Annotated in this window: 34 protein-coding genes, 1 tRNA gene and 1 pseudogene; 21 read left to right on the top strand and 15 right to left on the bottom strand. The window is 67.4% G+C overall.

Annotated features, from left to right (window positions below; all coding sequences use genetic code 11):
• Positions 1-196 precede the first annotated feature (196 nt).
• The 3 genes from F620_RS14360 to F620_RS0110910 form a co-directional block, all read right to left on the bottom strand.
• Entirely contained in the window at positions 197-631 is a 435-nt protein-coding gene (locus tag F620_RS14360; RefSeq protein ID WP_038031006.1) for a hypothetical protein, read from the bottom strand.
• 504 nt (positions 632-1,135) lie between these two features.
• Positions 1,136-1,663 carry a helix-turn-helix domain-containing protein gene (locus F620_RS14365; RefSeq protein ID WP_019570586.1) on the bottom strand — a complete coding sequence of 176 codons (528 nt, stop codon included), beginning with the start codon at positions 1,661-1,663 and terminating at the stop codon, positions 1,136-1,138.
• Positions 1,660-2,151, bottom strand: a complete 492-nt coding sequence (locus F620_RS0110910; RefSeq protein ID WP_019570587.1) for a transposase — start codon at positions 2,149-2,151, stop codon at positions 1,660-1,662. The genes F620_RS14365 and F620_RS0110910 overlap by 4 nt, the downstream gene beginning before the upstream one ends.
• 130 nt (positions 2,152-2,281) lie before the next feature.
• Between F620_RS0110910 and F620_RS14370 the strand changes: the two genes are divergently transcribed.
• From F620_RS14370 to F620_RS0110925, 3 genes are all read left to right on the top strand, one after another.
• Entirely contained in the window at positions 2,282-3,202 is a 921-nt protein-coding gene (locus tag F620_RS14370; RefSeq protein WP_231373892.1) for a DEAD/DEAH box helicase, read from the top strand.
• Between the two features lie 173 nt (positions 3,203-3,375).
• Complete coding sequence (locus tag F620_RS0110920; RefSeq protein WP_019570589.1) at positions 3,376-3,696, top strand: hypothetical protein; 321 nt, start codon at positions 3,376-3,378, stop codon at positions 3,694-3,696.
• A 52-nt stretch (positions 3,697-3,748) separates the two neighbouring features.
• On the top strand, positions 3,749-4,168 hold the full coding sequence (locus tag F620_RS0110925; RefSeq protein ID WP_019570590.1) for an SRPBCC family protein: 420 nt from the start codon (positions 3,749-3,751) through the stop codon (positions 4,166-4,168).
• Positions 4,169-4,174: 6 nt separating this feature from the next.
• Here F620_RS0110925 and F620_RS15655 read toward each other — a convergent pair.
• Positions 4,175-4,261: pseudogene (locus F620_RS15655) on the bottom strand (peptide deformylase); the annotation flags it as partial.
• Between the two features lie 83 nt (positions 4,262-4,344).
• On the opposite strand from F620_RS15655, the gene F620_RS0110930 reads away from it, so the two are divergent.
• Together F620_RS0110930 and F620_RS0110935 are read left to right on the top strand one after the other, a co-directional pair.
• Complete coding sequence (locus F620_RS0110930; RefSeq protein WP_019570591.1) at positions 4,345-4,581, top strand: hypothetical protein; 237 nt, start codon at positions 4,345-4,347, stop codon at positions 4,579-4,581.
• Positions 4,578-4,775, top strand: coding sequence for a DUF2283 domain-containing protein (locus F620_RS0110935; RefSeq protein ID WP_019570592.1), 198 nt, complete (start codon positions 4,578-4,580; stop codon positions 4,773-4,775). Before F620_RS0110930 ends, F620_RS0110935 begins: the two co-directional genes overlap by 4 nt.
• 61 nt (positions 4,776-4,836) lie before the next feature.
• Here F620_RS0110935 and def read toward each other — a convergent pair whose 3' ends face one another.
• On the bottom strand, positions 4,837-5,373 hold the full coding sequence (gene def / locus F620_RS0110940) for a peptide deformylase (RefSeq protein ID WP_026331434.1): 537 nt from the start codon (positions 5,371-5,373) through the stop codon (positions 4,837-4,839).
• A gap of 72 nt (positions 5,374-5,445) precedes the next feature.
• Between def and F620_RS0110945 the strand changes: the two genes are divergently transcribed.
• The 3 genes from F620_RS0110945 to F620_RS0110955 all read left to right on the top strand — a co-directional run bounded on the left by F620_RS0110945 (position 5,446) and on the right by F620_RS0110955 (position 6,869).
• Entirely contained in the window at positions 5,446-6,078 is a 633-nt protein-coding gene (locus tag F620_RS0110945; RefSeq protein ID WP_019570594.1) for a DUF429 domain-containing protein, read from the top strand.
• 274 nt (positions 6,079-6,352) lie between these two features.
• Complete coding sequence (locus F620_RS0110950; RefSeq protein ID WP_018868998.1) at positions 6,353-6,613, top strand: type II toxin-antitoxin system Phd/YefM family antitoxin; 261 nt, start codon at positions 6,353-6,355, stop codon at positions 6,611-6,613.
• A complete protein-coding gene (locus F620_RS0110955) occupies positions 6,606-6,869 on the top strand; it encodes a Txe/YoeB family addiction module toxin (RefSeq protein WP_019570595.1) in 264 nt (87 codons plus the stop codon). Before F620_RS0110950 ends, F620_RS0110955 begins: the two co-directional genes overlap by 8 nt.
• Positions 6,870-6,942: 73 nt before the next feature.
• On the opposite strand, the gene F620_RS0110960 is transcribed toward F620_RS0110955, so the two are convergent.
• The 5 genes from F620_RS0110960 to moaC form a co-directional block, all read right to left on the bottom strand.
• Positions 6,943-7,018: transfer RNA gene (locus F620_RS0110960), tRNA-Phe, on the bottom strand.
• Positions 7,019-7,111: 93 nt separating this feature from the next.
• Complete coding sequence (locus F620_RS0110965) at positions 7,112-7,387, bottom strand: oxidative damage protection protein (protein ID WP_018869000.1); 276 nt, start codon at positions 7,385-7,387, stop codon at positions 7,112-7,114.
• Positions 7,371-8,426, bottom strand: coding sequence for an A/G-specific adenine glycosylase (gene mutY, locus F620_RS0110970; RefSeq protein WP_019570597.1), 1,056 nt, complete (start codon positions 8,424-8,426; stop codon positions 7,371-7,373). Before mutY ends, F620_RS0110965 begins: the two co-directional genes overlap by 17 nt.
• Positions 8,427-8,524: 98 nt before the next feature.
• Positions 8,525-10,813 (bottom strand): AsmA family protein, encoded by a 2,289-nt coding sequence (locus F620_RS0110975; protein ID WP_019570598.1) that lies wholly within the window; start codon positions 10,811-10,813, stop codon positions 8,525-8,527.
• Positions 10,810-11,304 carry a cyclic pyranopterin monophosphate synthase MoaC gene (gene moaC / locus F620_RS0110980; RefSeq protein ID WP_019570599.1) on the bottom strand — a complete coding sequence of 165 codons (495 nt, stop codon included), beginning with the start codon at positions 11,302-11,304 and terminating at the stop codon, positions 10,810-10,812. The genes F620_RS0110975 and moaC overlap by 4 nt, the downstream gene beginning before the upstream one ends.
• Before the next feature lie 43 nt (positions 11,305-11,347).
• Here moaC and moaD point away from each other — a divergent pair, with 43 nt between their 5' ends.
• Entirely contained in the window at positions 11,348-11,581 is a 234-nt protein-coding gene (gene moaD / locus F620_RS0110985) for a molybdopterin converting factor subunit 1 (protein ID WP_019021532.1), read from the top strand.
• A gap of 2 nt (positions 11,582-11,583) precedes the next feature.
• The gene (locus tag F620_RS0110990; RefSeq protein ID WP_019570600.1) at positions 11,584-12,018 is read left to right on the top strand and encodes a molybdenum cofactor biosynthesis protein MoaE; all 435 of its coding nucleotides are present in this window, start codon (positions 11,584-11,586) and stop codon (positions 12,016-12,018) included.
• 26 nt (positions 12,019-12,044) lie between these two features.
• On the opposite strand, the gene F620_RS0110995 is transcribed toward F620_RS0110990, so the two are convergent.
• The 3 genes from F620_RS0110995 to F620_RS0111005 form a co-directional block, all read right to left on the bottom strand.
• Positions 12,045-12,971 (bottom strand): DnaJ C-terminal domain-containing protein, encoded by a 927-nt coding sequence (locus tag F620_RS0110995; protein WP_018869006.1) that lies wholly within the window; start codon positions 12,969-12,971, stop codon positions 12,045-12,047.
• A 204-nt stretch (positions 12,972-13,175) separates the two neighbouring features.
• Positions 13,176-13,607 carry an Hsp20/alpha crystallin family protein gene (locus F620_RS0111000; RefSeq protein ID WP_026331435.1) on the bottom strand — a complete coding sequence of 144 codons (432 nt, stop codon included), beginning with the start codon at positions 13,605-13,607 and terminating at the stop codon, positions 13,176-13,178.
• Between the two features lie 68 nt (positions 13,608-13,675).
• Positions 13,676-13,897, bottom strand: a complete 222-nt coding sequence (locus F620_RS0111005) for a DUF2835 family protein (protein WP_018869008.1) — start codon at positions 13,895-13,897, stop codon at positions 13,676-13,678.
• 116 nt (positions 13,898-14,013) lie between these two features.
• Here F620_RS0111005 and rph point away from each other — a divergent pair, with 116 nt between their 5' ends.
• The 5 genes from rph to F620_RS0111030 are packed head-to-tail and all read left to right on the top strand — an operon-like array spanning position 14,014 to position 17,004.
• Positions 14,014-14,733 carry a ribonuclease PH gene (gene rph / locus F620_RS0111010; protein ID WP_019570602.1) on the top strand — a complete coding sequence of 240 codons (720 nt, stop codon included), beginning with the start codon at positions 14,014-14,016 and terminating at the stop codon, positions 14,731-14,733.
• Between the two features lie 5 nt (positions 14,734-14,738).
• Positions 14,739-15,353: an RdgB/HAM1 family non-canonical purine NTP pyrophosphatase gene (gene rdgB / locus F620_RS0111015; protein WP_019570603.1), complete on the top strand. Its 615-nt coding sequence runs from the start codon at positions 14,739-14,741 to the stop codon at positions 15,351-15,353.
• 21 nt (positions 15,354-15,374) lie between these two features.
• Entirely contained in the window at positions 15,375-16,562 is a 1,188-nt protein-coding gene (gene hemW, locus F620_RS0111020; protein WP_019570604.1) for a radical SAM family heme chaperone HemW, read from the top strand.
• The gene (locus F620_RS0111025) at positions 16,559-16,756 is read left to right on the top strand and encodes a CPXCG motif-containing cysteine-rich protein (RefSeq protein WP_018869012.1); all 198 of its coding nucleotides are present in this window, start codon (positions 16,559-16,561) and stop codon (positions 16,754-16,756) included. Before hemW ends, F620_RS0111025 begins: the two co-directional genes overlap by 4 nt.
• The gene (locus tag F620_RS0111030; RefSeq protein WP_018869013.1) at positions 16,756-17,004 is read left to right on the top strand and encodes a hypothetical protein; all 249 of its coding nucleotides are present in this window, start codon (positions 16,756-16,758) and stop codon (positions 17,002-17,004) included. Before F620_RS0111025 ends, F620_RS0111030 begins: the two co-directional genes overlap by 1 nt.
• 28 nt (positions 17,005-17,032) lie before the next feature.
• On the opposite strand, the gene rho is transcribed toward F620_RS0111030, so the two are convergent.
• Complete coding sequence (rho, locus tag F620_RS0111035) at positions 17,033-18,292, bottom strand: transcription termination factor Rho (RefSeq protein ID WP_018869014.1); 1,260 nt, start codon at positions 18,290-18,292, stop codon at positions 17,033-17,035.
• A 180-nt stretch (positions 18,293-18,472) separates the two neighbouring features.
• Positions 18,473-18,799, bottom strand: a complete 327-nt coding sequence (trxA, locus tag F620_RS0111040; RefSeq protein ID WP_018869015.1) for a thioredoxin TrxA — start codon at positions 18,797-18,799, stop codon at positions 18,473-18,475.
• A gap of 117 nt (positions 18,800-18,916) precedes the next feature.
• Between trxA and rhlB the strand changes: the two genes are divergently transcribed.
• From rhlB to F620_RS0111070, 6 genes are all read left to right on the top strand, one after another.
• Complete coding sequence (gene rhlB / locus F620_RS0111045) at positions 18,917-20,215, top strand: ATP-dependent RNA helicase RhlB (protein ID WP_019570605.1); 1,299 nt, start codon at positions 18,917-18,919, stop codon at positions 20,213-20,215.
• Between the two features lie 19 nt (positions 20,216-20,234).
• Complete coding sequence (locus tag F620_RS0111050) at positions 20,235-20,486, top strand: hypothetical protein (RefSeq protein WP_019570606.1); 252 nt, start codon at positions 20,235-20,237, stop codon at positions 20,484-20,486.
• 115 nt (positions 20,487-20,601) lie between these two features.
• Complete coding sequence (locus tag F620_RS0111055; RefSeq protein WP_019021542.1) at positions 20,602-20,928, top strand: helix-turn-helix transcriptional regulator; 327 nt, start codon at positions 20,602-20,604, stop codon at positions 20,926-20,928.
• A 1-nt stretch (position 20,929) separates the two neighbouring features.
• The gene (gene arsB, locus F620_RS0111060; RefSeq protein WP_019570607.1) at positions 20,930-22,021 is read left to right on the top strand and encodes an ACR3 family arsenite efflux transporter; all 1,092 of its coding nucleotides are present in this window, start codon (positions 20,930-20,932) and stop codon (positions 22,019-22,021) included.
• On the top strand, positions 22,018-22,311 hold the full coding sequence (locus tag F620_RS0111065) for a CC/Se motif family (seleno)protein (protein ID WP_019570608.1): 294 nt from the start codon (positions 22,018-22,020) through the stop codon (positions 22,309-22,311). Before arsB ends, F620_RS0111065 begins: the two co-directional genes overlap by 4 nt.
• A gap of 3 nt (positions 22,312-22,314) precedes the next feature.
• On the top strand, positions 22,315-23,148 hold the full coding sequence (locus F620_RS0111070; RefSeq protein WP_019570609.1) for a universal stress protein: 834 nt from the start codon (positions 22,315-22,317) through the stop codon (positions 23,146-23,148).
• Positions 23,149-23,171 lie beyond the last annotated feature (23 nt).

A 23,171-nucleotide genomic window follows, 5' to 3' on the forward strand; every position in this document is an offset into this window, starting at 1 on the left:
CCCTTCCCCGGAAGGGCTGACCCTCGCCCGTAGAGAAGGGCAGCTCCGCGACGAAGTGAAGTCCGGTCGGTAACCAACCCGCGTATATCAGAGTGATCCACCGTCGCAATCCGCTTCTCGTGCCCTGCCTCGAAGGCATGGAAAACAGGAGGTTTCGATCGAACGCTACAGCCAACCGTTGACAGGTCAATCCATATCAGGAGCACGGCAGGAAATCAGCCTCAAAGATCGGCTCAAGCACCAGTGCCAAGGATGCCTGAACCACCCGGTCAGCAGCCGTCGGGATCCCCAGGCGACGAACCTTGCCGCCCGCTTTGGGGATGGACTTCTCCCGAACCCGGGTTGGACGATAGCATCGAGCTTTGAGCAATGCCCTCAGCTCGGCCAGGAATGCCTCCGGATACTCGATGGAACAAGGTGCTATCCCATCGGTACCGGCGGCGCGCCTGCCCTTGTTGCCTCGAACCCGGTGCCACGCGGTAACGAGGAACGCCGGGTCATAGACGAGGTTGAACAGATCATCAAAGCAGCGGCCAGGATCGGCCGTTGCCCATCGGTGCAGCTTGGTCTGCATCGCGAGTACCCGCGCCCTGGCGGTTTCCCGGTCGGGATACGGTGCGCCGATATTCACCAGCGGCCTCCTCGCGATGTCAGATCGCTGCAAACACACTGAAGCCCTTCGCCGTGTACGCGGCTTTCCCGCGCTCGGACTACTACGGCTCCTCCGCCCCCTACGGACAGCATCAACGGGCAACGCGCTTTCCCTTCGCCGTGGACGACGGTCGGGGCTGCCTGTAGGGTTCCCACGTTCACTTTCTGCCGCTCACGAGGTGAGGTGTCCCGCTATACCCCTGCAGCTTCGCTGCCGCTACGCCGCAGGCTTTCACGGCAGCCTCCCAGCCGGCGACATACGGACCGACGAGGGAGTTCACCACGGCAAAACCGTGGCTGCGCGCTGCAACCCAGCCCATATCCGTCAGGTTGGAGCTGGTGGAGCTTTCTTGAGAGGTTTTATGCCACGGGTTCACTTTCGTTACACCTTCCTCATTTGCTCGCCGAACCCACGGCATCTGACGATGCTGCCGCGTCCCGGCTTTGTCAGGGCTGCTTGCCACCCTTGCTGGCGTTCCCCAGTTCAGGCTGCCCTCAGCTTGTCCCCGGCTGCTGCGACAGCCGAGTCGCGACGGTCTCGCACCGTCACACGGTCAGAAAGCGCCTCGTGGCGCTCCACATCCCAACTCCAGAGTTGATTGGGGCCAGTGGCGGTGTGCCGTCGTGGCGGGCCGGGGTTGTAGGGCGCCGCGGCCCGCCCCCGGCGCTGCTGCTCGCCGGCGGCTCGCAGAAGGCGGTAGAAGGTGGATTCCGAAGCGAGGTAGCGGTCCTCCTCGTCCAACAGGCGTGGCACGATTTGCCCCGGTGGCAGACTGGCCCATGCCGGCCGATGGCAGACGGCCAGGACCTCGTCCCGCTCGGCTTCGGTGAGCGCGTTGGACGGCGGTGGCCGCACCGCGTGCCGGCGGCCATCGACGCCACCGGTTTTCCAGCGGCGATAGGTGTTCAACCCAATGCCGAGCTCGACACAGGCCGGGGCGAGGCGCGCCCCCTCGGCCCGCGCCTCGTCGACCAGCTTGATGGCCTGTTCGCGATCCGGGGCGCTGGTCATGCGTCCTCGTCCCCCCAGATCGCGTTCGCTTTTTTTCGCAAGGTCAGCAGAGCGGCGGTCTCGGCCAGTGCCGACTCCTTGCGCTTCAGCTCCTTCTCGAGTTCTTTCGACCGTTGGCGCTCAGTGCGAACCTGCTCCCGCTCCTGCCGCGCCGATGCGTCGGCGGCATCGTTGGCCTGCTCACAGCTCGCGCGCCAGCGCTGGAGCTGTTCGGGATACAGACCCCGTCGGCGGCAGTACTCCGCCACCTCGGCCTCGGACAAGGGCGCCGTCTCCAGCACGGCATTGAACTTGTCCCGGGAGCTCCAGACCTCGGGCTCCGGGCTGCTGTCCGGCAACAGCCGACCCTGCTCGCGGGCCTTCCGGCGCCAGTTATACAGCGTGGCGGCCGAGATCCCTTCTTCATCGGCCAGCTGAGCCACGGTCCGGTTATGCGGCGGCAGCAGCTTCTTCAGCACCGCCTCCTTGCGTTCATCCGAGTACTTCACAGGAACCTCTCTTCGCCCCCGGTCGTTGATAACACCCTAACATCGGGTGAGGTTCCAACTAGCCTGACAGTGGGGGCTGGCCGACCGGCTGCAGGCCATCCTGGCGGAGAAGGGCGCGGGCGATCAGGTGGTGGTGTACAACTTCCACCGCTGGTGCCACGCACAGCTGCGCACCTACAACGTGCCGCCCCCGCCGAATAACACGGACAAGCGGGCGTTCTTCGACCAGCTGGTGCAGCAGGTGATCGGCGGCGTCGACCAGGGGCAGATCCCCGGTGGGCAGTACGGCGCGGTGATGATCGACGAGGGCCACGACTTCGAACCGCACTGGTTCCGGCTGGCCACGCAGATGGTCGATCCGGACACCAACTCGGTGCTGGTGCTGTACGACGACGCCCAGTCGATCTACGGCCGCAGCCAGAGCCGGTTCAGCTTCTCGAGCGTGGGCGTGGAGGCCCGCGGGCGCACCACCATCCTGCGCGTGAATTACCGCAACACCCGGCAGGTGCTGGACCTGGCCACCCGTTTCGCCCGCGAACTGCTGGATCCGCAGGAGGCCGAGGAAGACGGCATCCCGCTCGTGCCGCCGGAAAGCGCGGGCCGCGAAGGCCCGGAGCCCGCGATCATCCCCCTGCCCGCTCAGCCGCAGGAGATCGAATACATCGCCGGGCACTTCAAGCGGCTGCACGAACAGGGCCGCCCCTGGAGCGAGATGGCCGTGCTGCACCGCCGCGTGCCCGCCGCCGGCAGGATCCGCGCGGTGTTCGAGCGTGCGGGCATCCCACTGGAAAACCTCGGGGATCGCAATCGCCAGAAGTCGGCCACCCCGGCCGACACGGTCAAGATGGTGACCATGCACTCCAGCAAGGGCCTGGAGTTTCCCGTGGTGGCCCTGACCGGCCTGGGCGAGATGGACACCGCCGAGGAGCGCGAGGCCGAAGAGGCCCGCCTGCTCTACGTGGCCATGACCCGGGCCATGGACGAACTGATCGTCACCGGCCCGTCACAGTCTCCCTTCCTCCGTCGCATCGGCGAGGCCGCGCAGGCCTGAACCCGCGGGCCCGCGCGGGTGCCGGTCGGGGGGCGCAGGGTGCGGCGGCCGTCACCGAATGGGTGGCCCGTCTTTGACGGTTGCGAGGGGCGGGTCTAGCGTCAAAGGAGAGGGGCAGGGAAAGGCTCCGGTAAATCCGTTGCGACCTCGCGGAATCGCGAAGGAGGCACACCATGCGCAGCGTAGACAACATGCCGGCCCTGGACTGGGAAAACGGCAGGAACGCCATGCGGGCGAAGTTCCAGGTGATGCACGAGGAACCGGTGGTGCTGAATATGCCGCCCGACATGGACTGGTCGGTGAACGGGGGCGAGTTCGGCTGCACGCTGGACGACGGCGGCATGCCGCGTGACTGCGAGGGCGGCAGCCTGCTGCATCGTCTGGCGGAGCTCAATGACATGCCGGCGCTGGAGGACATCGCGAAGGCCTGCGACTACTCCAGTTCCCGCGTGGACATCGACGCCGCCGGCTCCCGCATCATCGTGCACGACTGACCGGGCCTGCGCCGCCGGCCCGCGCCCGGGCTGCATCCGGCGGCGGTGCGCGATGTCGGTGATCCGCCACGAGATGGAGATCGATGCCGCTCCGGAGGCGGTGTTCGACCTGATGGCCCGGATCGAGGCGTTCGCCGCGTACAGCGAGGCTATCGAGTCCATCACCCGTGTCGGGCCCGATCGTTACCGCTGGCGTGTGCGGGTGGCCGGGGTGCCGCTGGAGTTCGACGTGGAGGTGCTGGTGGCCGTCCCGCCGCGCCTGCTCGGCTGGCGCGCGCTGGCCGGCTTGTCGTGCGAGGGCTGCTACCGGCTGTCTGCGAGCGGGCGCGGCACGCATCTGCAGCTGAGCGTGCGCTGCGGCGGAGAGAATCCCCTGACCGACGGCCTGCTTGGCCTGGCCGCCCATCCGTTGCTGGACGAACTGGGGGCCGAGATTGTCCGCAATGCCCGGCCGGTCCTGCACCGGGCGTGAGCCCAATGCGTCTGCGTGGAACTCGCAATATTCCTCGAGGAAGGCGAGGCGGGTGGTGTCGGTCACCCGGTCGATGAACAGGGTGCCGTCGAGTGAGAGGGCTGATAGTCAGCCTGGCGCCTCGGTTACCTGACGGGGACGATGCCAGCGATTGATGCAGGAAAGGACAAACATCGGTGAAAACAACGAAATACTTCCGGGCGACTCGCGGCAGGCCGGACCGTGCGAGAATCAAGGACGAATGGATCCAGTACGTGGTGCAGCATCCTGAGAGAGAGCACGTGCAGGCAGATGGCCGAATAAGGCGCTGGGCCAGGATCGAGGCAATGGAAGGCCGGTACCTGCGGGTGATTCTGCTGGACGATGGCGAGACGATTCACAATGCATTTTTTGATCGGGGGTTCCGGCCATGAAAGTCAGCTATTTCGATGACAGCGATACTTTGTACATCGAGTTCCGCAGCAGCGACATTGCGGAATCGAAAGATCTGGACGAAAACACCATCCTGGATGTGGATGCCAGCGGCAATGTCTGCGCGATCACCTTTGAACATGCAAGCCAGCGTACCGACGTTAGCCATCTCATTGTCGAGGGTATTGCGGCATAAGCTCTCCTTTTTGTCGACGCCATAAAGTGCCCGGCGCCGTAAGTTGCACCGGGCGTGAGGCTTATGCTTCTGCGTGGAACTCGCGGTATTCCTCGAGGAAGGCGAGGCGGGTGGTGTCGGTCACCCGGTCGATGAACAGGGTGCCGTCGAGGTGGTCGAGCTCGTGCTGGAACACGGTGGCGAGGAAGCCTTCGGGTTCCAGGCGGCGGGGCGTGCCGTCGGGCTCGTGGTAATCAACGGCGATGTGGCGCGGCCGGGCGACTTCGCCGCGCAGGCCGGGCACGGACAGGCAGCCTTCCCAGTAGCGTTGCGGCGTCGGGTCCAGCACGGTGATTACCGGGTTCACCAGCACCAGGCGGCCGGTGGGTACGGCATCGGGGTAGCGCGTGTTGCCCGGCCGGATCTCGATCACCGCCACGCGTCGGGTGTCGCCGATCTGGGCGGCGGCGAGGCCGAGCCCTTCGCTGGCGTGCATGGTATCGGCGAGGTCATCCACCAGGGCCTGCAGCCCGGGGCTGCCGAAGTCGCTATCGGCCACCGGGTCGCAGACGCGACGCAGGTCGGGGTGCCCCATACGCAGGATACGACGAACGCTCATGGCATCGATGGTGCCACAGAGAAGAAGAACGTTCGCAGCCTGGCGCGTTCGAAGCCGGCCAAAGGAGACCGCATGGGGCAGTGGGTCGTCGGGGTGGATCTGTCCGGGCCCGGGAGTGCCGGGCAGACGTCCGTCGCCGTTTTCGCCGAGCGCGGCGGGGCGCTCCGGCTGCAGGAGCTGCTTGCGGGGGCGGATGATCTGGCGATCCTGGACCGTGTGCCGGCTGCGGCGGTGGTGGGGCTGGACGCACCGCTGTCGTACTCGCCCACCGGGGGCAGTCGCACGTCCGATCAGTCCCTGCGCCGCCTGGCGGTGGAGTGCGGCCTGCCGGCCGGCACCGTGATGGCGCCTTCCGCGCCGAGGATGAGCTACCTGACGCTGCGCGGTGTCGCGGTCAGCCGTATGCTCGCCTTCGAGCGCCCGGATGCACGCGTGGCGGAGGTGCACCCCACGGTGGCCATGGCGCTGGGCGGGGCTTCGGTCGAGACCCTGAAGGCGATGAAGCACGCGGCGGACGCGCGACGGGACCTGCTGGCCTGGCTGGATCGGCAGGGTCTGGACGGGGTGCTCGATTTCGCCGATGCCAGCGACCATTCGGTGGCCGCCTGCGCCGCGGCATGGGCCGCCTGGCAGTGGAGCCGGGGCCGCTCCGCATGGATTCACCCGGCCGAGCCGCCGCAACACCCGTACGATTTCGCCTGTTGAGTTTGTGACTCAGCGCATTGTGGACGGAGGTGGGCTGGTCAAGGCGCCGGCGATCTGAATGCGCGCCTCGGACGGTTTGCCCCCGCTGCCAACGGCGGTGGCCTTGAGCCTGAAGGGTGGCGTGGGACGGTCAACCACGCTGGCGGCCCGGGCCCATCGTCTACACAAGTGCAAACGGAGCTTCCCGGCGAGCCGATGCCGTGGCCTGTCCCGTAAATTGTACATGTAGGCTGCACGCTCTATACTTGTACGGGTTAATGTACAGGAGGGCACCATGAAGATTGTGTCATTCACTGAGGCTCGCAACGGCCTCAAAGCCGTACTCGATGGCGTGGTTGATGATGCCGACACCACGGTGATTACGCGCCGCGATTCGGAAGACGCCGTGGTAATGTCGCTGGATTACTACAACAGCCTGATGGAGACCGTGCATCTTCTGCGTTCCCCGGCGAATGCCGAGCATCTCAACAAGTCCATTGCGCAATACAAGGCAGGAAAGGCCACCGAGCGTGAGCTGGTAGACGGGGATGAGTAGTCGGCTCCTTTGCTGGACGGACGAAGCATGGAACGACTACATCTACTGGCAAGCCCAGGACCGGAAGACCCTCAGTCGGATCAACAAGTTGATCGCGGAGGTGAAGCGGTCACCACTGGAAGGCATTGGCAAGCCGGAACCTCTCAAGGAGAACCTGGCTGGTTTCTGGTCGCGCCGTATTGATGACACCCATCGCCTGGTCTATGCCGTGGACGGTTCGTCCATCACCGTCATCTCCTGCAGATACCACTATTGAGCGCGATTGATGGGGCCGCTGGCCCTCGCCGAACGGGGCATGCGGACGCGAGAAGACGACTTCGGAAAGGAAATGGTGGCCGGGGACGGAATCGAACCGCCGACACGGGGATTTTCAATCCCCTGCTCTACCGACTGAGCTACCCGGCCAGTACTGACTTGTTGCGGGGTTCGCCGCGAGGCGAAGGGCAGTATTAAAGCGGTCCGGGGCGCTCACGTCAAGGGTGGGCCCCGGCGCCGGCTTCAGGATTGGTTGGGGTCGACGAAGCCTTCGGGCTTTTCGGAACCGTCGCCGAACAGGAACTTCTCCATTTCCTCTTCCAGGAACTTGCGCGCCTTGGGGTCCACCGGGGTCAGGCGATACTCGTTGATGAGCATGGTCTGGTGGCTCAGCCAGGCGTTCCAGGCTTCCTTGGAGACGTTGAGGTAGATCTTCTTGCCCATCTCGCCCGGGTAGGGCGGGAAGTCCAAGCCTTCGGCCTCTTTGCCGAGTTTTACGCAGTTAACGGTTCGTGCCATGGCCGGAATCCTTTTCGCTTTGCAGTAAGCCTTGTATGGGGGCCGGGATGCCTGCCGGCCGCGACTGGCCCGGTTTATACCAGATCACCCCGGGGGCATCCATGATCCCGCACTCACCCGCCGGGAGCCGGTAGCGCTGCACGCGCAGGTCGAGCTGGTAGTGGCTGAAGCCGTGGCTGAGCGCATCGCCTGCCAGTGCCTCGGCGCGTGGCCAGTGGGTGTGCACCCAGGCCTCCAGATGCTCCGGGTCTTCGGCCTCGGGCAGGGTGTACAGCCCGCCCCAGATGCCGCTGGGCGGGCGCTGTTCCAGGTAGATGCCCTCGGGGGCGTGCAGCAGGGCGGCCCAGCGCGTGCGTGTCGGGCGTTCGCGCTTCGGCCGCGGGTGCGGCAGCTCGGTGGTGCGTTCCTGCAGGCGGGCGCCGCAGTCTTCGGCCACCGGGCAGGCGGGGCAGTCGGGGCGGCTGCGGGTGCATACCAGCGCGCCCAGATCCATGATCGCCTGGGTGTAGTCGGCGCAGCGGCTGGCGGGGGTGCGGGCCTCGGCCTCGCGCCACAGGGTCTTCTGGCTGGCGGTGCTGCCGGGCCAGCCGTCCACCGCGGCGTGGCGGGCGAGTACGCGCTTGGCGTTGCCGTCGAGGATGGCCTCGGGGGCGTCGTGTGCCTGGGCGAGGATGGCGGCGGCGGTGGAGCGGCCGATGCCGGGCAGGGCCTCCAGCGCCACGCGTTCGCGCGGGAAATGGCCGTCGTGGTCTTCCACGATGGTCCGGGCGCAGCGGTGCAGGTTGCGGGCACGGGCGTAATAGCCCAGGCCCGCCCACAGGGCGAGGACGTCGTCCACGGGGGCGGCCGCCAGGCTCTGCACGTCCGGGAAGCGTGCGGTGAAGCGCTCGAAATACGGGATGACGGTCTCGACCCGGGTCTGCTGCAGCATGATCTCGGAGACCCATGCGCGGTAGGGCGTGCGCGGGCGCTGCCAGGGGAGGTCGTGACGGCCGTGGTGGTCGAACCAGTCCAGCAGGCGTTGGGCGAAGGGTTGCATGATGGCGGGGGAGGAGGCACCGACGCCCGGGGCGATGTGCCCGGGCGTCGGTGTTCGTGGTCGGGTTGAACGAGTGCGGGTGACCCGGGTTCCCCGGTTTACTCGAGGAGTTCCCGCATGCGGTCTTCCGCTTCCTGCTCGAGGCTGCGTTCGGCCTCTTCGTCTTCCTCGTCTTCCTCGTCTGCCTCGTCTTCGTCAGCTTCTTCGACTTGTTCGTCGTTTGCTTCTTCCTCGTCCGCTTCGTCGCGCGAGACGCCGAGGCGCTCCATCAGGCGGCGGGTGGCCTCGTCGCGCAGTTCGTCCTCGTCCACGCCCAGCTCCTGGGCGGCGCGTTCACGCAGGATGGATTCGAGGTCGAGGCGGAAGCTGGGGTCGTCGAACGTGCCGCTGATCCGGATCGGCAGGCGGACGCCGCGCAGGTCTTCCAGCGAACGTCCGCCCTGGCCTTCCAGGGTGCCGACGAGCGTCGTGTCCACGCGGTAGTCCAGCGATTCGTCGTTGAGGTCGGCCGAGCCCTCCCCGCGTACGCGCAGCAGCGGGGAGTTGCCTTCCAGGTCGTTGTTGGAGACCACGCCGTTCTCGATGTCGAAACTGCCGGAGATCTCGCTGAAGTCCGTCTGCCGCGGCTCGTCCGACTCGTATTCACGGCCGCGGATGCGGGCCTCCGCGCGGCGGATGATGTCGGCGACATTGATGCCGCGCACCGCGCCGTCCTCGAAGCGCATGTCGCCGTCGCCGTTGAGGTTGGCTCGCAGGTCGGACAGCGCCTCGCCATGCGTGGTGATGTCGAGCGTGAGGTTGCCGGTGCCCAGCAGCATGGCGTCGTCACCCTGCAGATCGTCCAGCAGGGCGCCGATGTCCAGGCCGGTCAGGTCGGTGGTGAGGCCGTAGCGCGGCTGGCTGCCCGAGGCGTCCAGCTGGATGCGGCTGGTCAGTTCGCCGTCGTAGCCGGTGGCGGACAGCGGGTCGATCACCCAGTCGCCGCCGCGCGCCCGGATGTCCAGCGCGATGTCGCGCAGCTCCAGGCCCATCAGGATCAGGCGACCATCGAGGGCCAGGCTGCCGTCCACGTCGACGGAACGCAGGGCTTCCATCGGCAGTTCGACCCGCAGCTCTTCGGCTTCTTCCTCGTCGGGGGCGCCGTTGGCTTCGCCGGTGCGCGCCTCTTCGACCTCCGGCGGGAGGTAGCGGTCGACGTTGAGCTCGTTGCCGCGCAGGTCGAAACCGAAATGCGGGCGCTCGCCGGTGGTGTCCAGCGTGGCGTCACCGCTGAGGGTCGTGTCGTCGAGGGTGAACAGGAACGGCGACAGTTCCAGGTTGCCCGGCGTACCGGCCGCGGAAAGGTCGAACGCGACCCGCTGCAGGGCATCCGGATCCGCGGTGGCCGGGGCTTCCAGCCCCAGGTCGTCCATGACCGAGCGCAGGTTGAAAGTGTTGGAGCGCAGTTCGCCACGCATCTGTGGCTGGTCGCCCTGCAGGTTGCCCAGTTCGGCAAACCCGGTGAGGGTTACCCTGGAGGCCTCCACCGTCAGGCGCTCCATGCGCAGGCGGGTGTCGTCTTCGTCCACCTCCAGCGCCACGTCGCTGCGGAAGACAACGGCCATCGGCTGCGGCACCGGGCCGCCTTCCACGTCGAGGTTGAGGTCCAGGCGACGCACTGCATAGCGATTGTTCAGCAGGTCGAGGTTGACCAGTCCGGTCAGGTCCATGGTGGTGCTGAGCGGCTGTTCCAGCGCGCCGCCCTCGGCCTCCAGCGCGGCGGACATTTCCAGCCGGGTCTCCACGCCGGGCTGGAAGCGGCCCACCTGCAGGCTGAACGGGTCCAGCACGGCACGCATCCCGGTCTCGCGGTCGTCCCACACCACGCGGGCGTTGGTCAGGCTGACGCCGGCGATATCGATCCGTTCCATGGCCAGGCGCGATTCGGTGGCGGTGCGTTCTTCTTCTTCGTTGCCGGTCACGGCCTCGTCACGGGCCTCGTCGGCGCGGGCAGCGAGGTCGTCCCAGTTGTTGCGGCCGTCCTCGTCGCGCGCCAGGTTCAGGCGCACGCCGTCGCCTTCAACCCGTTGCACTTCCAGCTCGCGGCGCAGCAGCGGCATGACCGCGACAGCCACGTCGACCACGTCGACCTCGGCGAAGGATTCTTCACCGAAGCCCTCCGCGTTGCCCAGGCGCACCTCTTCCAGGCGCAGGCCGAGGCTGGGGAACAGCGTCAGGCTGACATCGCCGGCCAATACCAGCTCGCGCCCGGTGTGTTCGTACACCTCGGCCTCGATGCGCTCCTTGTAGTCGTTGGCGTCGAACGTCACCAGCAGATACGCGGCGACGACGATCACCACGAGGATCAGGATGCCGATCAGGCCAAACAGGCGCTTGATCCATTTCATGTTCGGGAATCTCCTTGCGGGTCGGGGGCCTTCCAGCTGCCGCTGCGACCGCCGTGTTTTTCCAGAAGCCGGACCGTTTCCAGCACCATGCCCCGGTCCACGGCCTTGCACATATCGTAGATGGTCAGAAGGGCGGTGGAGACGGCAGTCAGGGCCTCCATCTCCACGCCGGTGACTGCATGTACTTCGCAGGTTGCCCGGGCCACGACCGCGTCATCTTCCAGATCGAATTCGACCGCCACGCGGCTGAGTCCGATGGGATGGCACAGCGGGATCAGGTCCCCGGTACGCTTGGCCCCCATGATACCGGCGATGCGGGCAATGCCCAGAACATCCCCTTTGGAATGATTGCCTTCGCGGACCTTCTGCAGGGTCTCCGGCTGCATGCGAATGCGGCCTTCGGCGATGGCCACGCGGTGGGAGACGGCCTTGTCGCCGACATCGACCATGTGGGCATGGCCGTGGGCGTCAAAATGAGTGAAGTCGGTCATCCGGCTATAATGCTTGTTTGAAAGCCACACGTGTAGGGGCTGCATGGCGGTAAAAGTGCTGTATTTCGCGCGTTTGCGCGAAGAACTGGGCCGTGAGGGCGACCGGGCCGAACTCCCGGCCGAGGGTTTTACCGTGGCCGGCCTGTGGGAGCACCTGCATGGCGAACCCCCGCCGCAGCGGCTGATGAGCGCGGTCAATCAGACCCGCGCCGATCTCGAAACCCCGGTGCGTGATGGCGACGAGGTGGCCTTCTTCCCGCCGGTGACCGGGGGCTGAGCATGACCGTGACCATCCACTCCGAGGATTTCGACCCCTGGGACGTGCTGCGCGCGGCGGAGCAGGACATCCCCGCCGAGGCCCGCGGGGCGGCCAGCGTGTTCGTCGGCCGCATGCGCGACTTCAACGAGGACGACACGGTCACCGGGCTGTTTCTGGAGCACTACCCGGGAATGACCGAGCAGGAGCTGGAGCGCATCGTGGAGGCCGCCCAGCAGCGCTGGCCCCTGCTGGGCGTGCATGTTGCGCACCGCGTGGGCGAGGTGCGGCCGGGCGATGCGCTGGTGCTGGTGGCGACCTGGTCGGCCCATCGTGCGGCCGCCCGCGATGCCTGCAGCGACATCCTGGAGCGGCTCAAGCACGAGGCCCCGTTCTGGAAGCGCGAGCGCCTGGCCGACGGCAGCAGCCGCTGGGTGGAGCGCAACACGCCCGGCTGAATCCCGCGCGTCGCGCGCGAGGGGGATCAGCCGTCCAGCAGCTCGCGCGGGTTGAAGCTGGATGACTCCGCCATCTTTTCATACCAGTCGCCGGCTTCGTCTTCCGGCGGCACGTGGATCATCAGCCGCAGATACAGATCGCCCGGGGTCTTGCCGGGCAGACCCTTGCCCTTCAGGCGCACCTGCTTGCCCGACTGCGAGCCCTTCGGCACCTTCAGGTTGACCGGTCCGTGCGGGGTGGGCGCCTCGATCGTGGCGCCCAGCGCGGCCTCCCACGGGGTGATCGGGATGTCGCGGTACAGGTCGCGCCCTTCCACCCGGTAGTTGGGATCCGGCTTGATGCGGATCTCCAGCAGCAGGTCGCCCGGGGCGCCGTTGCCCACGCCGGGGTCGCCCTGGCCGCGTACCCGGACCCGCGAGCCGTCCTTGGCGCCGGCGGGGATGCGCACGCGCTGCGGGCGCCCCCGCGGGTCGGTCACCGACAGCTCGGCGCCGTGCATGGCCTGTTCGAGGGTCACTTCCACCGCGCCTTCGCGGTCGGCACCACGCACGTCGAAGCCGCGCCGGCGACCGCCGCCGCCCATGCCGCCGCCGCCAAAGATCGACTCGAAGAAGTCGGAGAAGCCGCCGAAATCGGCCCCGCCGGCGCCCGGTCCGGCGCCCCGTGCGCGGCCGCCGGCACCCGCACCGGTCCAGCCGTCCCAGCCCGGCGGCGGACGGAAGTCCTGCCCCTGGCGCCAGTTGGCGCCCAGCTGGTCGTAGGCCTTGCGCTTTTCCGGATCCCCGAGGGCCTCGTAGGCCTCGTTGACTTCCTTGATGCGCGTCTCGGCCTGCGGGTCGTCACTGACGTCGGGGTGGTACTTGCGCGCCAGCTTGCGGTAGGCCTTCTTGATGTCGTCCTGGCTGGCGTTGCGGTCCACGCCCAGGATCTTGTAGTAATCCTTGTATTCCATCTCCTGCCTCGAGTCGGAACCCTTTCGGCGACCGGCAAAGCCGGTGTGTATGCGTTCGCGTTCGGGTACCACCCGAATCCCGGGCCATCATACCCGGGATTCGGGTGCTACCGGCACCAATCAAAAGGCGCTGCCCGCTCGCGCCGGCAGCGCCCGTTGGGAGGCCCGTCCCGGCCGTGGCCGGGGACGCTGCCGGGCTGCGGATCAGCTCTCGATCTCGATCCGGCGCGGCTGCACCCTAGCCTGCTTGGGAATGCGAACCTCCAGCACGCCGTTCTGGCTGCGCGCGGAGATGTTCTCCGCATCGGCGGTGTCCGGCAGCGAGAAGCGGCGGAAGAAGGTGCCACGCATGCGCTCCACGCGCTTGTAGCCTTCCTTCTCTTCTGCGTTTTCGTACTTGCGTTCGCCACGCAGGGTCAGCACGCCGTTCTCCATGTGCAGCTCGATGTCCTTGGGATCCACGCCCGGGACGTCGGCATGCAGCACGTAGGCATCGGTCTCCTCGCGGATGTCCACCGCAGGGCTCCAGTCGGCCGCGCTCACCGAGTCCTCGTCGCCGGGTACGTCGGGCAGGCGGCCGAGTTCACGCGAGAGCTGGTTGAGCAGGCTCCAGGGTTCGTAACGCATCATGTTCATGGCAATCCCCTCCTTCATCGGGTGTCTTGTTGACTCAGTAATCGAAGTAGGGGCGTTCCGGGGAGATTTCAAGCCAGGCGGCGAAAATCGCGCAGGCGGTAGTCATTTTCGGTAACCAGTTCGAAAAGGCCGTGGATTCCGTCGTGGGTCATGTACGGGCGCAGCAGCCGCGCCGGGAACTGCACGCTGACCCCCGCCTCGGAGATCGCGAATACGGTGGTGGAGCGCCCGGAATAGTACTGCTCCATCATGTCCGGGGAGATGTCCAGGCGGATGCGGAAACGCTGCATGGCGGGTCAGTCCGATGGTGCGGAGCGCGCGGGGCGGGATCGGCCGGGTGGGGCTGGCCCCGCGACCCCCGGTGTCCCGTATACTGCGCGCCCGACAAATTTAGCAAGGAATCGCCATGCGCCCCAGCGGCCGACAGCCCGACGAGATGCGTCCGGTCAGTTTTACCCGGCACTTCACCCGCCACGCCGAAGGTTCGGTGCTGGTGGAGTTCGGTGACACCCGGGTGCTGTGCAATGCCACCATCGAGCCGCGTGTGCCCCCGTGGCTCAAGGGCAAGGGCAAGGGCTGGGTCACCGCCGAGTACAGCATGCTGCCGCGTTCCACCCATGACCGCATGGCGCGCGAGGCGGCCCGCGGCAAGCTGGGCGGACGGACCATGGAGATCCAGCGCCTGATCGGTCGCGCCCTGCGCGCGGTGGTCGACATGGAAGCGCTGGGCGAGCGCCAGATCATTGTCGACTGCGACGTGATCCAGGCCGACGGCGGCACGCGCACGGCCTCGATCAGTGGTGCCTTCGTGGCCCTGCGCGACGCGGTGGCGCACGGGCGCGAGATCGGCCTGCTGAAGAAGGATCCGCTGCACGGACATCTCGCGGCGGTGTCCGTGGGGATCTTCCAGGGAACGCCGGTGCTGGACCTCGACTACGACGAGGACTCCGCGGCCGAGACCGATCTGAACCTGGTGATGAACGAGGCCGGCGGGGTGATCGAGATCCAGGGCACGGCCGAGGGCCATGCCTTCCGCCGCGACGAACTGGACAGCATGCTGGATCTGGGCGAGAAGGGTGTGAGTACCATCATCGACGCGCAACGCGCGGTCCTGGGCGAGGGCTGAGCGGAATGGCGGCGCAGCGCGTGGTCCTGGCCACCGGCAATCCGGGCAAGCGGAGCGAGCTGGCGGCGCTGCTGGAGCCGCTGGGCATGGAGGTGGTCACGCAGACCGAACTGGATGTGCCGGAGGCCGAGGAGACCGGCCTGACCTTCGTCGAGAACGCCCTGTTGAAGGCGCGCAATGCGGCCCGGCACACCGGGCTGGCGGCGGTGGCCGACGACTCCGGGCTGGAGGTGGATGCCCTGGGCGGCGAGCCGGGTATCTATTCCTCGCGCTATGCCGGGGAGAGCGGTGACGGCGCCGATGCCGCCAACAACGCGAAGCTGCTGGACGCGCTGGCGGACGTGCCGCCGGAGCGTCGCGGCGCCGGCTTCCGCGCGGTGGTGGTGTTCCTGCGCCACGCCGATGACCCGGCCCCGCTGATCGCCGAGGGCGTGTGGCGCGGGCGCATCGCCACGGCACCGTCCGGCGATGGCGGGTTCGGCTACGACCCGCTGTTCGAGCTGCCGGAGCACGGCTGCACCTCGGCCGAGCTGGAGCCGAGCGAGAAGAATCGTCTGAGTCATCGCGGCCGGGCGCTGGAGAAACTGGCCCGGGCCCTGCGGGAACGTGCCGGGAGCTGAGCCGGGGGCTATGCTCCCGGCATGACCCCGAGCTTCGATACCCCGATCCCGCTGGCGCTGTACGTCCACCTGCCGTGGTGCGTGCGCAAGTGCCCGTACTGCGATTTCAACTCCCACGAACCCCGTGGCGGCGAGCCCCCGTTCGCCGACTACGTGGCCGCGCTGCTGCAGGATCTGGAGGCGCAGCTGCCCGAGGTCTGGGGGCGGCGCATCGAGAGCGTGTTCATCGGCGGCGGCACGCCCAGCCTGTTCCCGCCCGAGGCGATGGCGGAGCTGATGTCCGGGTTGCGGGCGCTGCTGCCGCTGCGCCCGGACGTGGAGATCACCCTGGAGGCGAATCCCGGCACCGCCGATCGCGATTTCTTCCGTGGCTACCGCGAGGCCGGGATCAACCGGCTGTCGCTGGGGGTGCAGAGCTTCGACGGCGCGATGCTGCAGCGTCTCGGTCGCATCCACGGGCCGGAGGAGGCGGCCGCGGCGGTGGAACATGCCCGGGCGGCGGGTTTCGAGCGGATCAACCTGGATCTGATGTTCGGTCTGCCGGGGCAGACGGTGGCGCAGGGCATGGCGGATCTGGAGGCGGCGATCGCGCAGCAGCCGGAGCACATTTCCTGGTATCAGCTCACCCTGGAGCCCAATACGCTGTTCGCCGCGCGCCCGCCGGAGCTGCCGGAGGATGACACCGTGGCCGAACTTTTTGCCGCCGGAAGCTTGCGTCTCGCGGAGGCGGACTATACTCGCTACGAAGTGTCCGCTTACGCGAGGGCGGGTGAAGCGTGCCGGCACAACCTGAACTACTGGACCTTCGGGGACTACCTCGGCATTGGTGCCGGTGCCCACGGCAAGCTGACGCAGGTCCACGACGGCTCCATCATCCGCCGCGTGCGACCGCGCCAGCCGCAGGCCTACCTCGCCGATCCGACCGGCGGGCGGGATACGCCGGTGGCACCCGGCGAGCGGCCGTTCGAGTTCATGCTGAACGCCCTGCGGCTGGTCGATGGCGTGCCCGAGGCGCGGTTCCGCGAGCGGACCGGGCTGCCCCTGGAGGCACTGGAGCCCGGGCTGGAGCGTGCGCGCCAGCGCGGCCTGATGGATCCCGCCGGAAGCGGCGTCCTGCGAACCACCACGGAGGGTCTGCAGTTTCTCAATGATGTCCTGGAGGGGTTTCTGCCGGAGGCTGCCAACGATGTCGAGGAGGTGTCGCGATGACCCGACCGATCGAATTCGTGGCGTTTGCTTGTCCCTGGTGCGGAGAACCGGGCGAGACGACGGTGGATGTGATGAGTGACGAGGATGAATGGGTGGAGGACTGTGGCGTGTGCTGCTCGCCCATCGTGTTCCGTCACCTGACGACCACCGAGGATGATATCCCCGTGGTCGACGCTCAGAGGGAAGGTGGCTGATGGCCGCGGATTACGTCCCCATCCCCTGCGCGCGCTACTCCGAGCTGGAGCTTTGCATCATGCACGGGGAGGCGCTGCGGATCCGCTGGCGCCACCGGGGCCTCGACGAGGTGGCGCGGGTGTGGCCGCTGGATCTGCGCACCCGCCGGGGCGCGGAGTATCTGATCCTGCGCGATGCCGAGGGCCGGCGCCAGTGGCGCCGGCTGGACCGTCTGCTGGAGTTCGCGCCGCTGGCGGCCGGCGCCTGAGCCCGGGCCGGGGCGTCAGGGCGTCGCCTCAGGAGCGCTTCATCTGGTCGAAGAACTCGCTGTTGGTCTTCGACGACTGCATGCGGCCGAGCAGGAATTCCATCGCCTCGATGTCGTCCATGCCGTGCAGGAACTTCCGCAGGATCCACAGTTTCTGCAGCTCTTCCGGGTCGGTCAGCAGTTCCTCGCGGCGGGTGCCGGAACGGTTGACGTTGATCGCCGGGTAGATGCGCTTCTCGGCGATGCGCCGCTCCAGGTGCACCTCCATGTTGCCGGTACCCTTGAATTCCTCGTAGATCACCTCGTCCATCTTGGAGCCGGTGTCCACCAAGGCCGTGGCGAGGATGGTGAGGCTGCCGCCTTCCTCGACATTGCGCGCGGCGCCGAAGAAACGCTTGGGCCGGTGCAGGGCGTTGGCATCGACGCCGCCGGTGAGCACCTTGCCGGAGCTGGGGGCCACGGTGTTGTAGGCACGGGCGAGTCGGGTGATCGAGTCCAGGAGGATGACCACGTCGCGGCGGTGCTCCACCAGGCGCTTGGCCTTCTCGATGACCATCTCGGCCACCTGCACGTGGCGCTGGGCCGGTTCGTCAAAGGTGGAGGAGACGACCTCGCCCTGCACCATGCGGTCCATCTCGGTCACTTCCTCGGGCCGTTCGTCGACCAGCAGGACGATGAGATAGCACTCCGGGTAATTGGTCGCGATGCTCTGGGCGATGTTCTGCAGGATCAGGGTCTTGCCGGCCTTGGGCGGCGAGACGATCAGGCCGCGCTGGCCCTTGCCGAACGGCGCGACGATGTCGATGACGCGGGCGGTGATGTCCTCGGTGGAGCCGTTGCCCCGCTCCATGCGCATGCGGTGACTGGCATGCAGCGGCGTGAGGTTTTCGAACAGGACCTTGTGCTTGGCGTTTTCCGGCGGCTCGAAGTTGATCTCCGAGACCTTCAGCAGCGCGAAGTAGCGTTCGTTGTCCTTGGGCGGGCGGATCTTGCCGGCGACCGTGTCGCCGGTGCGCAGGCCGAAGCGCCGGATCTGGCTGGGCGAGACGTAGACGTCGTCGGGGCCGGCCTGATACGAGGCATCCGGGCTGCGCAAAAAGCCGAAGCCGTCGGAGAGGATCTCCAGTACGCCGTCGCCGTAAATGGCCTCGCCGCTTTTGGCATGCGCCTTCAGCAGGGCAAAGATGATGTCCTGCTTGCGCGCGCGGGACATGTTCTCGATGCCCTGGTTCTCGGCGAGGACAACGAGATCGGCGGCGGTCATCCGCTTCAGTTCGGTCAGATTCATGCGTGGGGCGCTGTGCTCAACGTGGATGAACGGCGGCCGGGGATGGCCGCAGGATTGCAATGATGACGGGGCAGGGGACGACCCCGGGAGAGGCCCGGCGCCGACGAAACGCTCGAATATTAAGCGGGGCGGGCGGCTGTTGCAAGCCCGCCCCGCAACGGAAGGTGACCGCGATTCCGCTCAGGTGTGCTGATCGAGGAAGGCGGTCAGCTGCGACTTGGACAGGGCGCCGACCTTGGTGGCCTCCACGTCCCCGTTCTTGAACAGCATGAGCGTCGGGATGCCGCGGATACCGAACTTGGGCGGCGTCGACGGGTTCTCGTCGATGTTCAGTTTGGCAACCTTGACCTTGCCGGCGTATTCTTCGGCGATTTCGTCCAGAATCGGCGCGATCATCTTGCAGGGACCGCACCATTCCGCCCAGTAGTCCACCAGGACCGGCTGGTCGGACTTCAGGACGTCCTCGTCGAAACTGGCGTCCGATGTATAAATGATCTTGTCGCTCACTCCGCGTCCTCATGACGTTGGGTTGGCACCGGCCTTCTTCAGGGCCGCGTACGCCGTACTATCGACGAAGATGACGGGAAAGTTCAAGTAAAACAGCGAAGCCCGCCCGGGAGCCCCATGACAGACGCCGCGCACGAACCCGCCCAGCCCGCATTCGACCGTTTCGATCTGCCCGAGGCGGTGCGCGCGGGGGTGCGCCGTGCCGGATTCGATACCTGTACTCCCATCCAGGCGCAGGCGCTGCCGGTGGCCCTGGCGGGGCGCGACGTGGCCGGCCAGGCGCAGACCGGAACCGGCAAGACCGCGGCGTTCCTGATTGCGACCTTCAATCGGCTGCTGCGTCAGGCCCCGGCGGAACACCGTCGCGCCACCGACGTGCGCGCCCTGATCCTCGCCCCGACGCGCGAGCTGGCGGTGCAGATCCACCGCGACGCCGAACTGCTGGGCGCCGATACCGGCCTGAAGCTGGCACTGGCCTACGGCGGCACCGACTACGATCGCCAGCGGGAAGCGCTGGCCGCCGGCGCCGACGTGCTGATCGGCACCCCGGGGCGCATCATCGACTACTTCAAGCAGAAGGTCTTCGGCCTGAAGCACACCGAGGTGGTGGTGCTGGACGAGGCCGACCGCATGTTCGATCTGGGCTTCATCAAGGACGTGCGCTTTCTGATGCGCCGCTGCGCCCCGCCGCAGGAACGGCTGTCCATGCTGTTCTCCGCCACCCTGTCTTGGCGGGTGATGGAGCTGGCTTACGAGCACATGAACAACCCGGAGAAGGTGCAGATCGAGGCGGAGACCGTGACCGCCGACCGGGTGCGCCAGACCATCTACTATCCGGCCAACGACGAGAAGATCCCGCTGCTGCTGGCGCTGGCGCGGGATCTGGCGCCGGAACGCGCGATCGTGTTCTCCAACACCAAGCACGGGGCGGAGAAGGTGGCCGACTGGTTGAATGCCAACGGCCACGCCGCCGCGCTGCTCTCGGGCGACGTGCCGCAGAAGAAGCGCTCGAAGCTGCTGGAGGGCTTCGCCGCGGGTGAATACACCTTCCTGGTGGCGACCGACGTGGCGGCCCGCGGGCTGCACATCCCCGAGGTCACGCATGTGTTCAACTTCGACCTGCCGCAGTCCGGCGAGGACTACGTGCACCGCATCGGGCGTACTGCGCGCGCCGGTGCCGAGGGCGACGCGATCAGCTTCGGCTGCGAGGACTCGGCTTTCTATCTGCCGGATATCGAGTCCTACCTTGGCGAGCGCATCCCCACCGAGAACATCGACCGCGCCGCCCTGCCGCAGGACCTGACCCGGCCGCAGCCGCGCGAGCGCAAGCCGCGGGGCGGGCCCGGCGGCGGCCGTGGCGGGCCCCGGCGCGGCGGCTCCTCGGGGCGTTCCCGCGGCAACGGCCGCGGCCGCTGAGTCCGGCGCGCCGCCCGCGATGGAGACCCTGGACCTGCAGGTCGGCGATTCCTTTCGCCTGGGTGCGGATATCGAGGTCGTCGTGGTGCAGGCCGGGTGCGACGGGCAGATACGCCTGGTTGCGAATGCCCCGGGTCACCGCGTGCAGTGGGTCGACAACGAACTGCTGATCGACCGCCACATCCGCGTGCGCTTCGACGAGAGCCACCCCGGCCGGGTCCTGGTCGAGTCCGCCACGCCCGTCACCGTGGTCCGCGGCGACGCCCGCTGAGTGACCCTTCCCCCGCCTGTCGTTTCCTCTTCGGCGCGGCGGATCCATCAGGGATTCCGGTCCGATATCCGCCCGCTTGTTGACAATGATTCAATAATCGTTGAACCATTGAAAAATGGACAAGCTGACCGCCACCTCCATGTTCGAGTCGCTGGCCTCCGGTGTCCGTCTGGACATCGTGCGTCTGCTGGTTGGTCACGGACGCGAGGGGCTGGTCGCCGGCGAGATCGCCCGGAAACTGGAGCTGCCACGTAGCAACCTTTCGTTCCACCTCAAGACTCTGACCCGGGCCGGCCTCGTCACCGTGACCCAGGAGGGGCGTTACCAGCGCTACCGGGCGGATCTGGCCGCGATGCAGGATCTGGTGGCCTACCTGACCGCGCACTGCTGCGCGGCCGAGGAGGGCGAGTGCGAGCTTTCCGGGGTGGAGACCTCCTGCTGACATGAACGATCGCAACCAGTCCGCCGAGGAGATCTCGGCGAAAGAAGGCATGGGTCTCTTCGAGCGCTATCTGAGCGTATGGGTGGCGCTGTGCATCGTGGCGGGCGTCGCGCTGGGGCAGTTCTTCCCCGCGGTGCCGGAGACGCTGTCGCAATGGGAGTACGCGCAGGTCTCGATCCCGGTGGCCATCCTCATCTGGGCGATGATCTACCCGATGATGGTGCAGATCGACTTCTCGGCCATCCTGGGCGTGCGCCGGGAGCCGAAAGGGCTGGCCATCACCACCTCGGTGAACTGGCTGATCAAGCCGTTCACCATGTTCGCGATCGCCTGGTTCTTCTTCATGGTGGTCTACGCCGCCTGGATCCCGGAGGATCTGGGCCGCGAGTACCTGGCCGGGGCGATCCTGCTGGGGGCCGCGCCGTGTACCGCAATGGTCTTCGTCTGGAGCTATCTCACGCGCGGCGATGCGGCCTACACCCTGGTGCAGGTGGCGGTGAACGACATCATCCTGCTGTTCGCCTTCGCGCCCATCGTGGTCCTGCTGCTGGGGATCTCCGATATCTACGTGCCGTGGGACACGGTCGCGCTGTCGGTGCTGCTGTACATCGTGATCCCGTTCGCGGCCGGCTACCTGTCGCGTATCTGGCTGATCCGCAGAAAGGGCATCGAGTGGTTCGACAACGTCTTCATGAAACGCATCGGCCCGGTCACGCCCATCGGGTTGCTGGTGACGCTGGTCCTGCTGTTCGCGTTTCAGGGCGAGCGCATCCTGGCGAATCCGGGGCATATCGCCCTGATCGCCGTTCCGCTGATCATCCAGACCTTCCTGGTGTTCTACATTGCGTATTACTGGGCGAAGGCGTGGCGTGTGCGCCACGCGGTGGCGGCGCCCGGTGCGATGATCGGCGCCAGTAACTTCTTCGAGCTGGCCGTGGCGGCCGCGATCGCGATGTTCGGCCTGCAGTCCGGTGCGGCGCTGGTGACGGTGGTTGGCGTGCTGGTGGAGGTGCCGCTGATGCTGGCGCTGGTGCGCATCGCGAATCGCACGCGCCACTGGTTCCCGACCAACAACGAGGCGCCGGGCACGTGACCACCGTGTCCCTCAGTGACGCGGCGCGCGACTGGCTCGCCGGCCGGAGTGCCGAGATGACGCTGCGGCTGTCCGCCCGCCACGGCTGCTGCGGTGGCCAGGCGGGCGTGCCGGTGGCCGAGCCGGGCGCGCCGCGCTCAAAGGACGGGTACGCAAGGACGCAGATCGAGGGCATCCACGTGTACGTGGCCGAAGACATGGGCCCGGGTCCGTACCGGGTCGACCTCGAGGGCTTCTTCCGCTGGCGGCGTCTGGTGGTGGAAGGCGAGATGGGCCAGGCGCAGGAGTAGACGATGTTCGAGCATATCCTCGTGGCGGCGGATTTTTCTCCGGCGTGGACCCGGCTGGAGAGCCAGCTGGAACGCTTGCGGGCACTGGGGTGCCGGCGCCTGACGCTGGCCCATGTCCTGGTCGAGGGCTATACCCGGGCTCCCGAGTCGGGTCACGCCGGGCATTACGAACAGCGGCTGGAAGAGCTGGCCGCGCACTTGCGCGAGCAGGGGTTCGAGACCGATACCGCAGTGCGTGTCGGGGCCGTGGCGCCCGAGCTGGAGCGGCTGGCGGCCGAACGTGGTGCCGGGGTGATCCTGGCCGGAACTCATGGCCACAGTACGCTGCGCGACCTGTTTCTCGGGAGCACCGTGCGGGATCTGGCCCGGCGTGCCCGGCGCCCGCTGCTGCTGGCGCCGGTCCACAGCGAGGTGGCGCCGGGCACCGAGCCGGTCTGCCGGCCGTTGCTGGCCACCGATGGTTCGGACGCGGCCCGAACCGCGGAAGAGGTCTTCGTGCAGCTGCTCCCGGCGTGTGGGCGAGGCGTGGTGGTCTCCGTCGGCCGCTGGGAGGGCGACCCCTCGCGCGAGGAGGAACACCGTGAAATCGCGGCCCATGTTCGGGAACTGGCGGAAAGAGGCGGGGAGGATGCATTCGCTACCGTACTGCCCGGCCAGGGCAGGCCCTCCGTCGAGATCGGCCGGATCGCCGAGGAGCGGGGCGCGGATCTCGTGATCATCGGCAAGCGGGGCCGCAACCCGGTCGCGGACCTGCTGCTCGGGAGTACCGCCGAGGCGGTCTGTCGCCATGCGCGGCGTCTGACCCTGCTGGTGCCTGCCCGCGCTGATACGAACTGAGAACGGACAACCTGGTGCAGAAC

The sequence above is a fragment of the Thioalkalivibrio sp. ALE11 genome (assembly GCF_000381205.1).
Lineage (GTDB): Bacteria > Pseudomonadota > Gammaproteobacteria > Ectothiorhodospirales > Ectothiorhodospiraceae > Thioalkalivibrio.

Excerpts from the sequence above, each read along its gene's own strand:
- F620_RS14365 (WP_019570586.1), bottom strand. The coding sequence starts at position 1,663 with ATGACCAGCGCCCCGGATCGCGAACAGGCCATCAAGCTGGTCGACGAG.
- F620_RS0110920 (WP_019570589.1), top strand. The coding sequence starts at position 3,376 with ATGCGCAGCGTAGACAACATGCCGGCCCTGGACTGGGAAAACGGCAGG.
- F620_RS0110925 (WP_019570590.1), top strand. The coding sequence starts at position 3,749 with ATGTCGGTGATCCGCCACGAGATGGAGATCGATGCCGCTCCGGAGGCG.
- F620_RS0110935 (WP_019570592.1), top strand. The coding sequence starts at position 4,578 with ATGAAAGTCAGCTATTTCGATGACAGCGATACTTTGTACATCGAGTTC.
- def (WP_026331434.1), bottom strand. The coding sequence starts at position 5,373 with ATGAGCGTTCGTCGTATCCTGCGTATGGGGCACCCCGACCTGCGTCGC.
- F620_RS0110945 (WP_019570594.1), top strand. The coding sequence starts at position 5,446 with ATGGGGCAGTGGGTCGTCGGGGTGGATCTGTCCGGGCCCGGGAGTGCC.
- F620_RS0110950 (WP_018868998.1), top strand. The coding sequence starts at position 6,353 with ATGAAGATTGTGTCATTCACTGAGGCTCGCAACGGCCTCAAAGCCGTA.
- F620_RS0110955 (WP_019570595.1), top strand. The coding sequence starts at position 6,606 with ATGAGTAGTCGGCTCCTTTGCTGGACGGACGAAGCATGGAACGACTAC.
- F620_RS0110965 (WP_018869000.1), bottom strand. The coding sequence starts at position 7,387 with ATGGCACGAACCGTTAACTGCGTAAAACTCGGCAAAGAGGCCGAAGGC.
- mutY (WP_019570597.1), bottom strand. The coding sequence starts at position 8,426 with ATGCAACCCTTCGCCCAACGCCTGCTGGACTGGTTCGACCACCACGGC.
- F620_RS0110975 (WP_019570598.1), bottom strand. The coding sequence starts at position 10,813 with ATGAAATGGATCAAGCGCCTGTTTGGCCTGATCGGCATCCTGATCCTC.
- moaC (WP_019570599.1), bottom strand. The coding sequence starts at position 11,304 with ATGACCGACTTCACTCATTTTGACGCCCACGGCCATGCCCACATGGTC.
- moaD (WP_019021532.1), top strand. The coding sequence starts at position 11,348 with ATGGCGGTAAAAGTGCTGTATTTCGCGCGTTTGCGCGAAGAACTGGGC.
- F620_RS0110990 (WP_019570600.1), top strand. The coding sequence starts at position 11,584 with ATGACCGTGACCATCCACTCCGAGGATTTCGACCCCTGGGACGTGCTG.
- F620_RS0110995 (WP_018869006.1), bottom strand. The coding sequence starts at position 12,971 with ATGGAATACAAGGATTACTACAAGATCCTGGGCGTGGACCGCAACGCC.
- F620_RS0111000 (WP_026331435.1), bottom strand. The coding sequence starts at position 13,607 with ATGAACATGATGCGTTACGAACCCTGGAGCCTGCTCAACCAGCTCTCG.
- F620_RS0111005 (WP_018869008.1), bottom strand. The coding sequence starts at position 13,897 with ATGCAGCGTTTCCGCATCCGCCTGGACATCTCCCCGGACATGATGGAG.
- rph (WP_019570602.1), top strand. The coding sequence starts at position 14,014 with ATGCGCCCCAGCGGCCGACAGCCCGACGAGATGCGTCCGGTCAGTTTT.
- rdgB (WP_019570603.1), top strand. The coding sequence starts at position 14,739 with ATGGCGGCGCAGCGCGTGGTCCTGGCCACCGGCAATCCGGGCAAGCGG.
- hemW (WP_019570604.1), top strand. The coding sequence starts at position 15,375 with ATGACCCCGAGCTTCGATACCCCGATCCCGCTGGCGCTGTACGTCCAC.
- F620_RS0111025 (WP_018869012.1), top strand. The coding sequence starts at position 16,559 with ATGACCCGACCGATCGAATTCGTGGCGTTTGCTTGTCCCTGGTGCGGA.
- F620_RS0111030 (WP_018869013.1), top strand. The coding sequence starts at position 16,756 with ATGGCCGCGGATTACGTCCCCATCCCCTGCGCGCGCTACTCCGAGCTG.
- rho (WP_018869014.1), bottom strand. The coding sequence starts at position 18,292 with ATGAATCTGACCGAACTGAAGCGGATGACCGCCGCCGATCTCGTTGTC.
- rhlB (WP_019570605.1), top strand. The coding sequence starts at position 18,917 with ATGACAGACGCCGCGCACGAACCCGCCCAGCCCGCATTCGACCGTTTC.
- F620_RS0111050 (WP_019570606.1), top strand. The coding sequence starts at position 20,235 with ATGGAGACCCTGGACCTGCAGGTCGGCGATTCCTTTCGCCTGGGTGCG.
- F620_RS0111055 (WP_019021542.1), top strand. The coding sequence starts at position 20,602 with ATGGACAAGCTGACCGCCACCTCCATGTTCGAGTCGCTGGCCTCCGGT.
- arsB (WP_019570607.1), top strand. The coding sequence starts at position 20,930 with ATGAACGATCGCAACCAGTCCGCCGAGGAGATCTCGGCGAAAGAAGGC.
- F620_RS0111070 (WP_019570609.1), top strand. The coding sequence starts at position 22,315 with ATGTTCGAGCATATCCTCGTGGCGGCGGATTTTTCTCCGGCGTGGACC.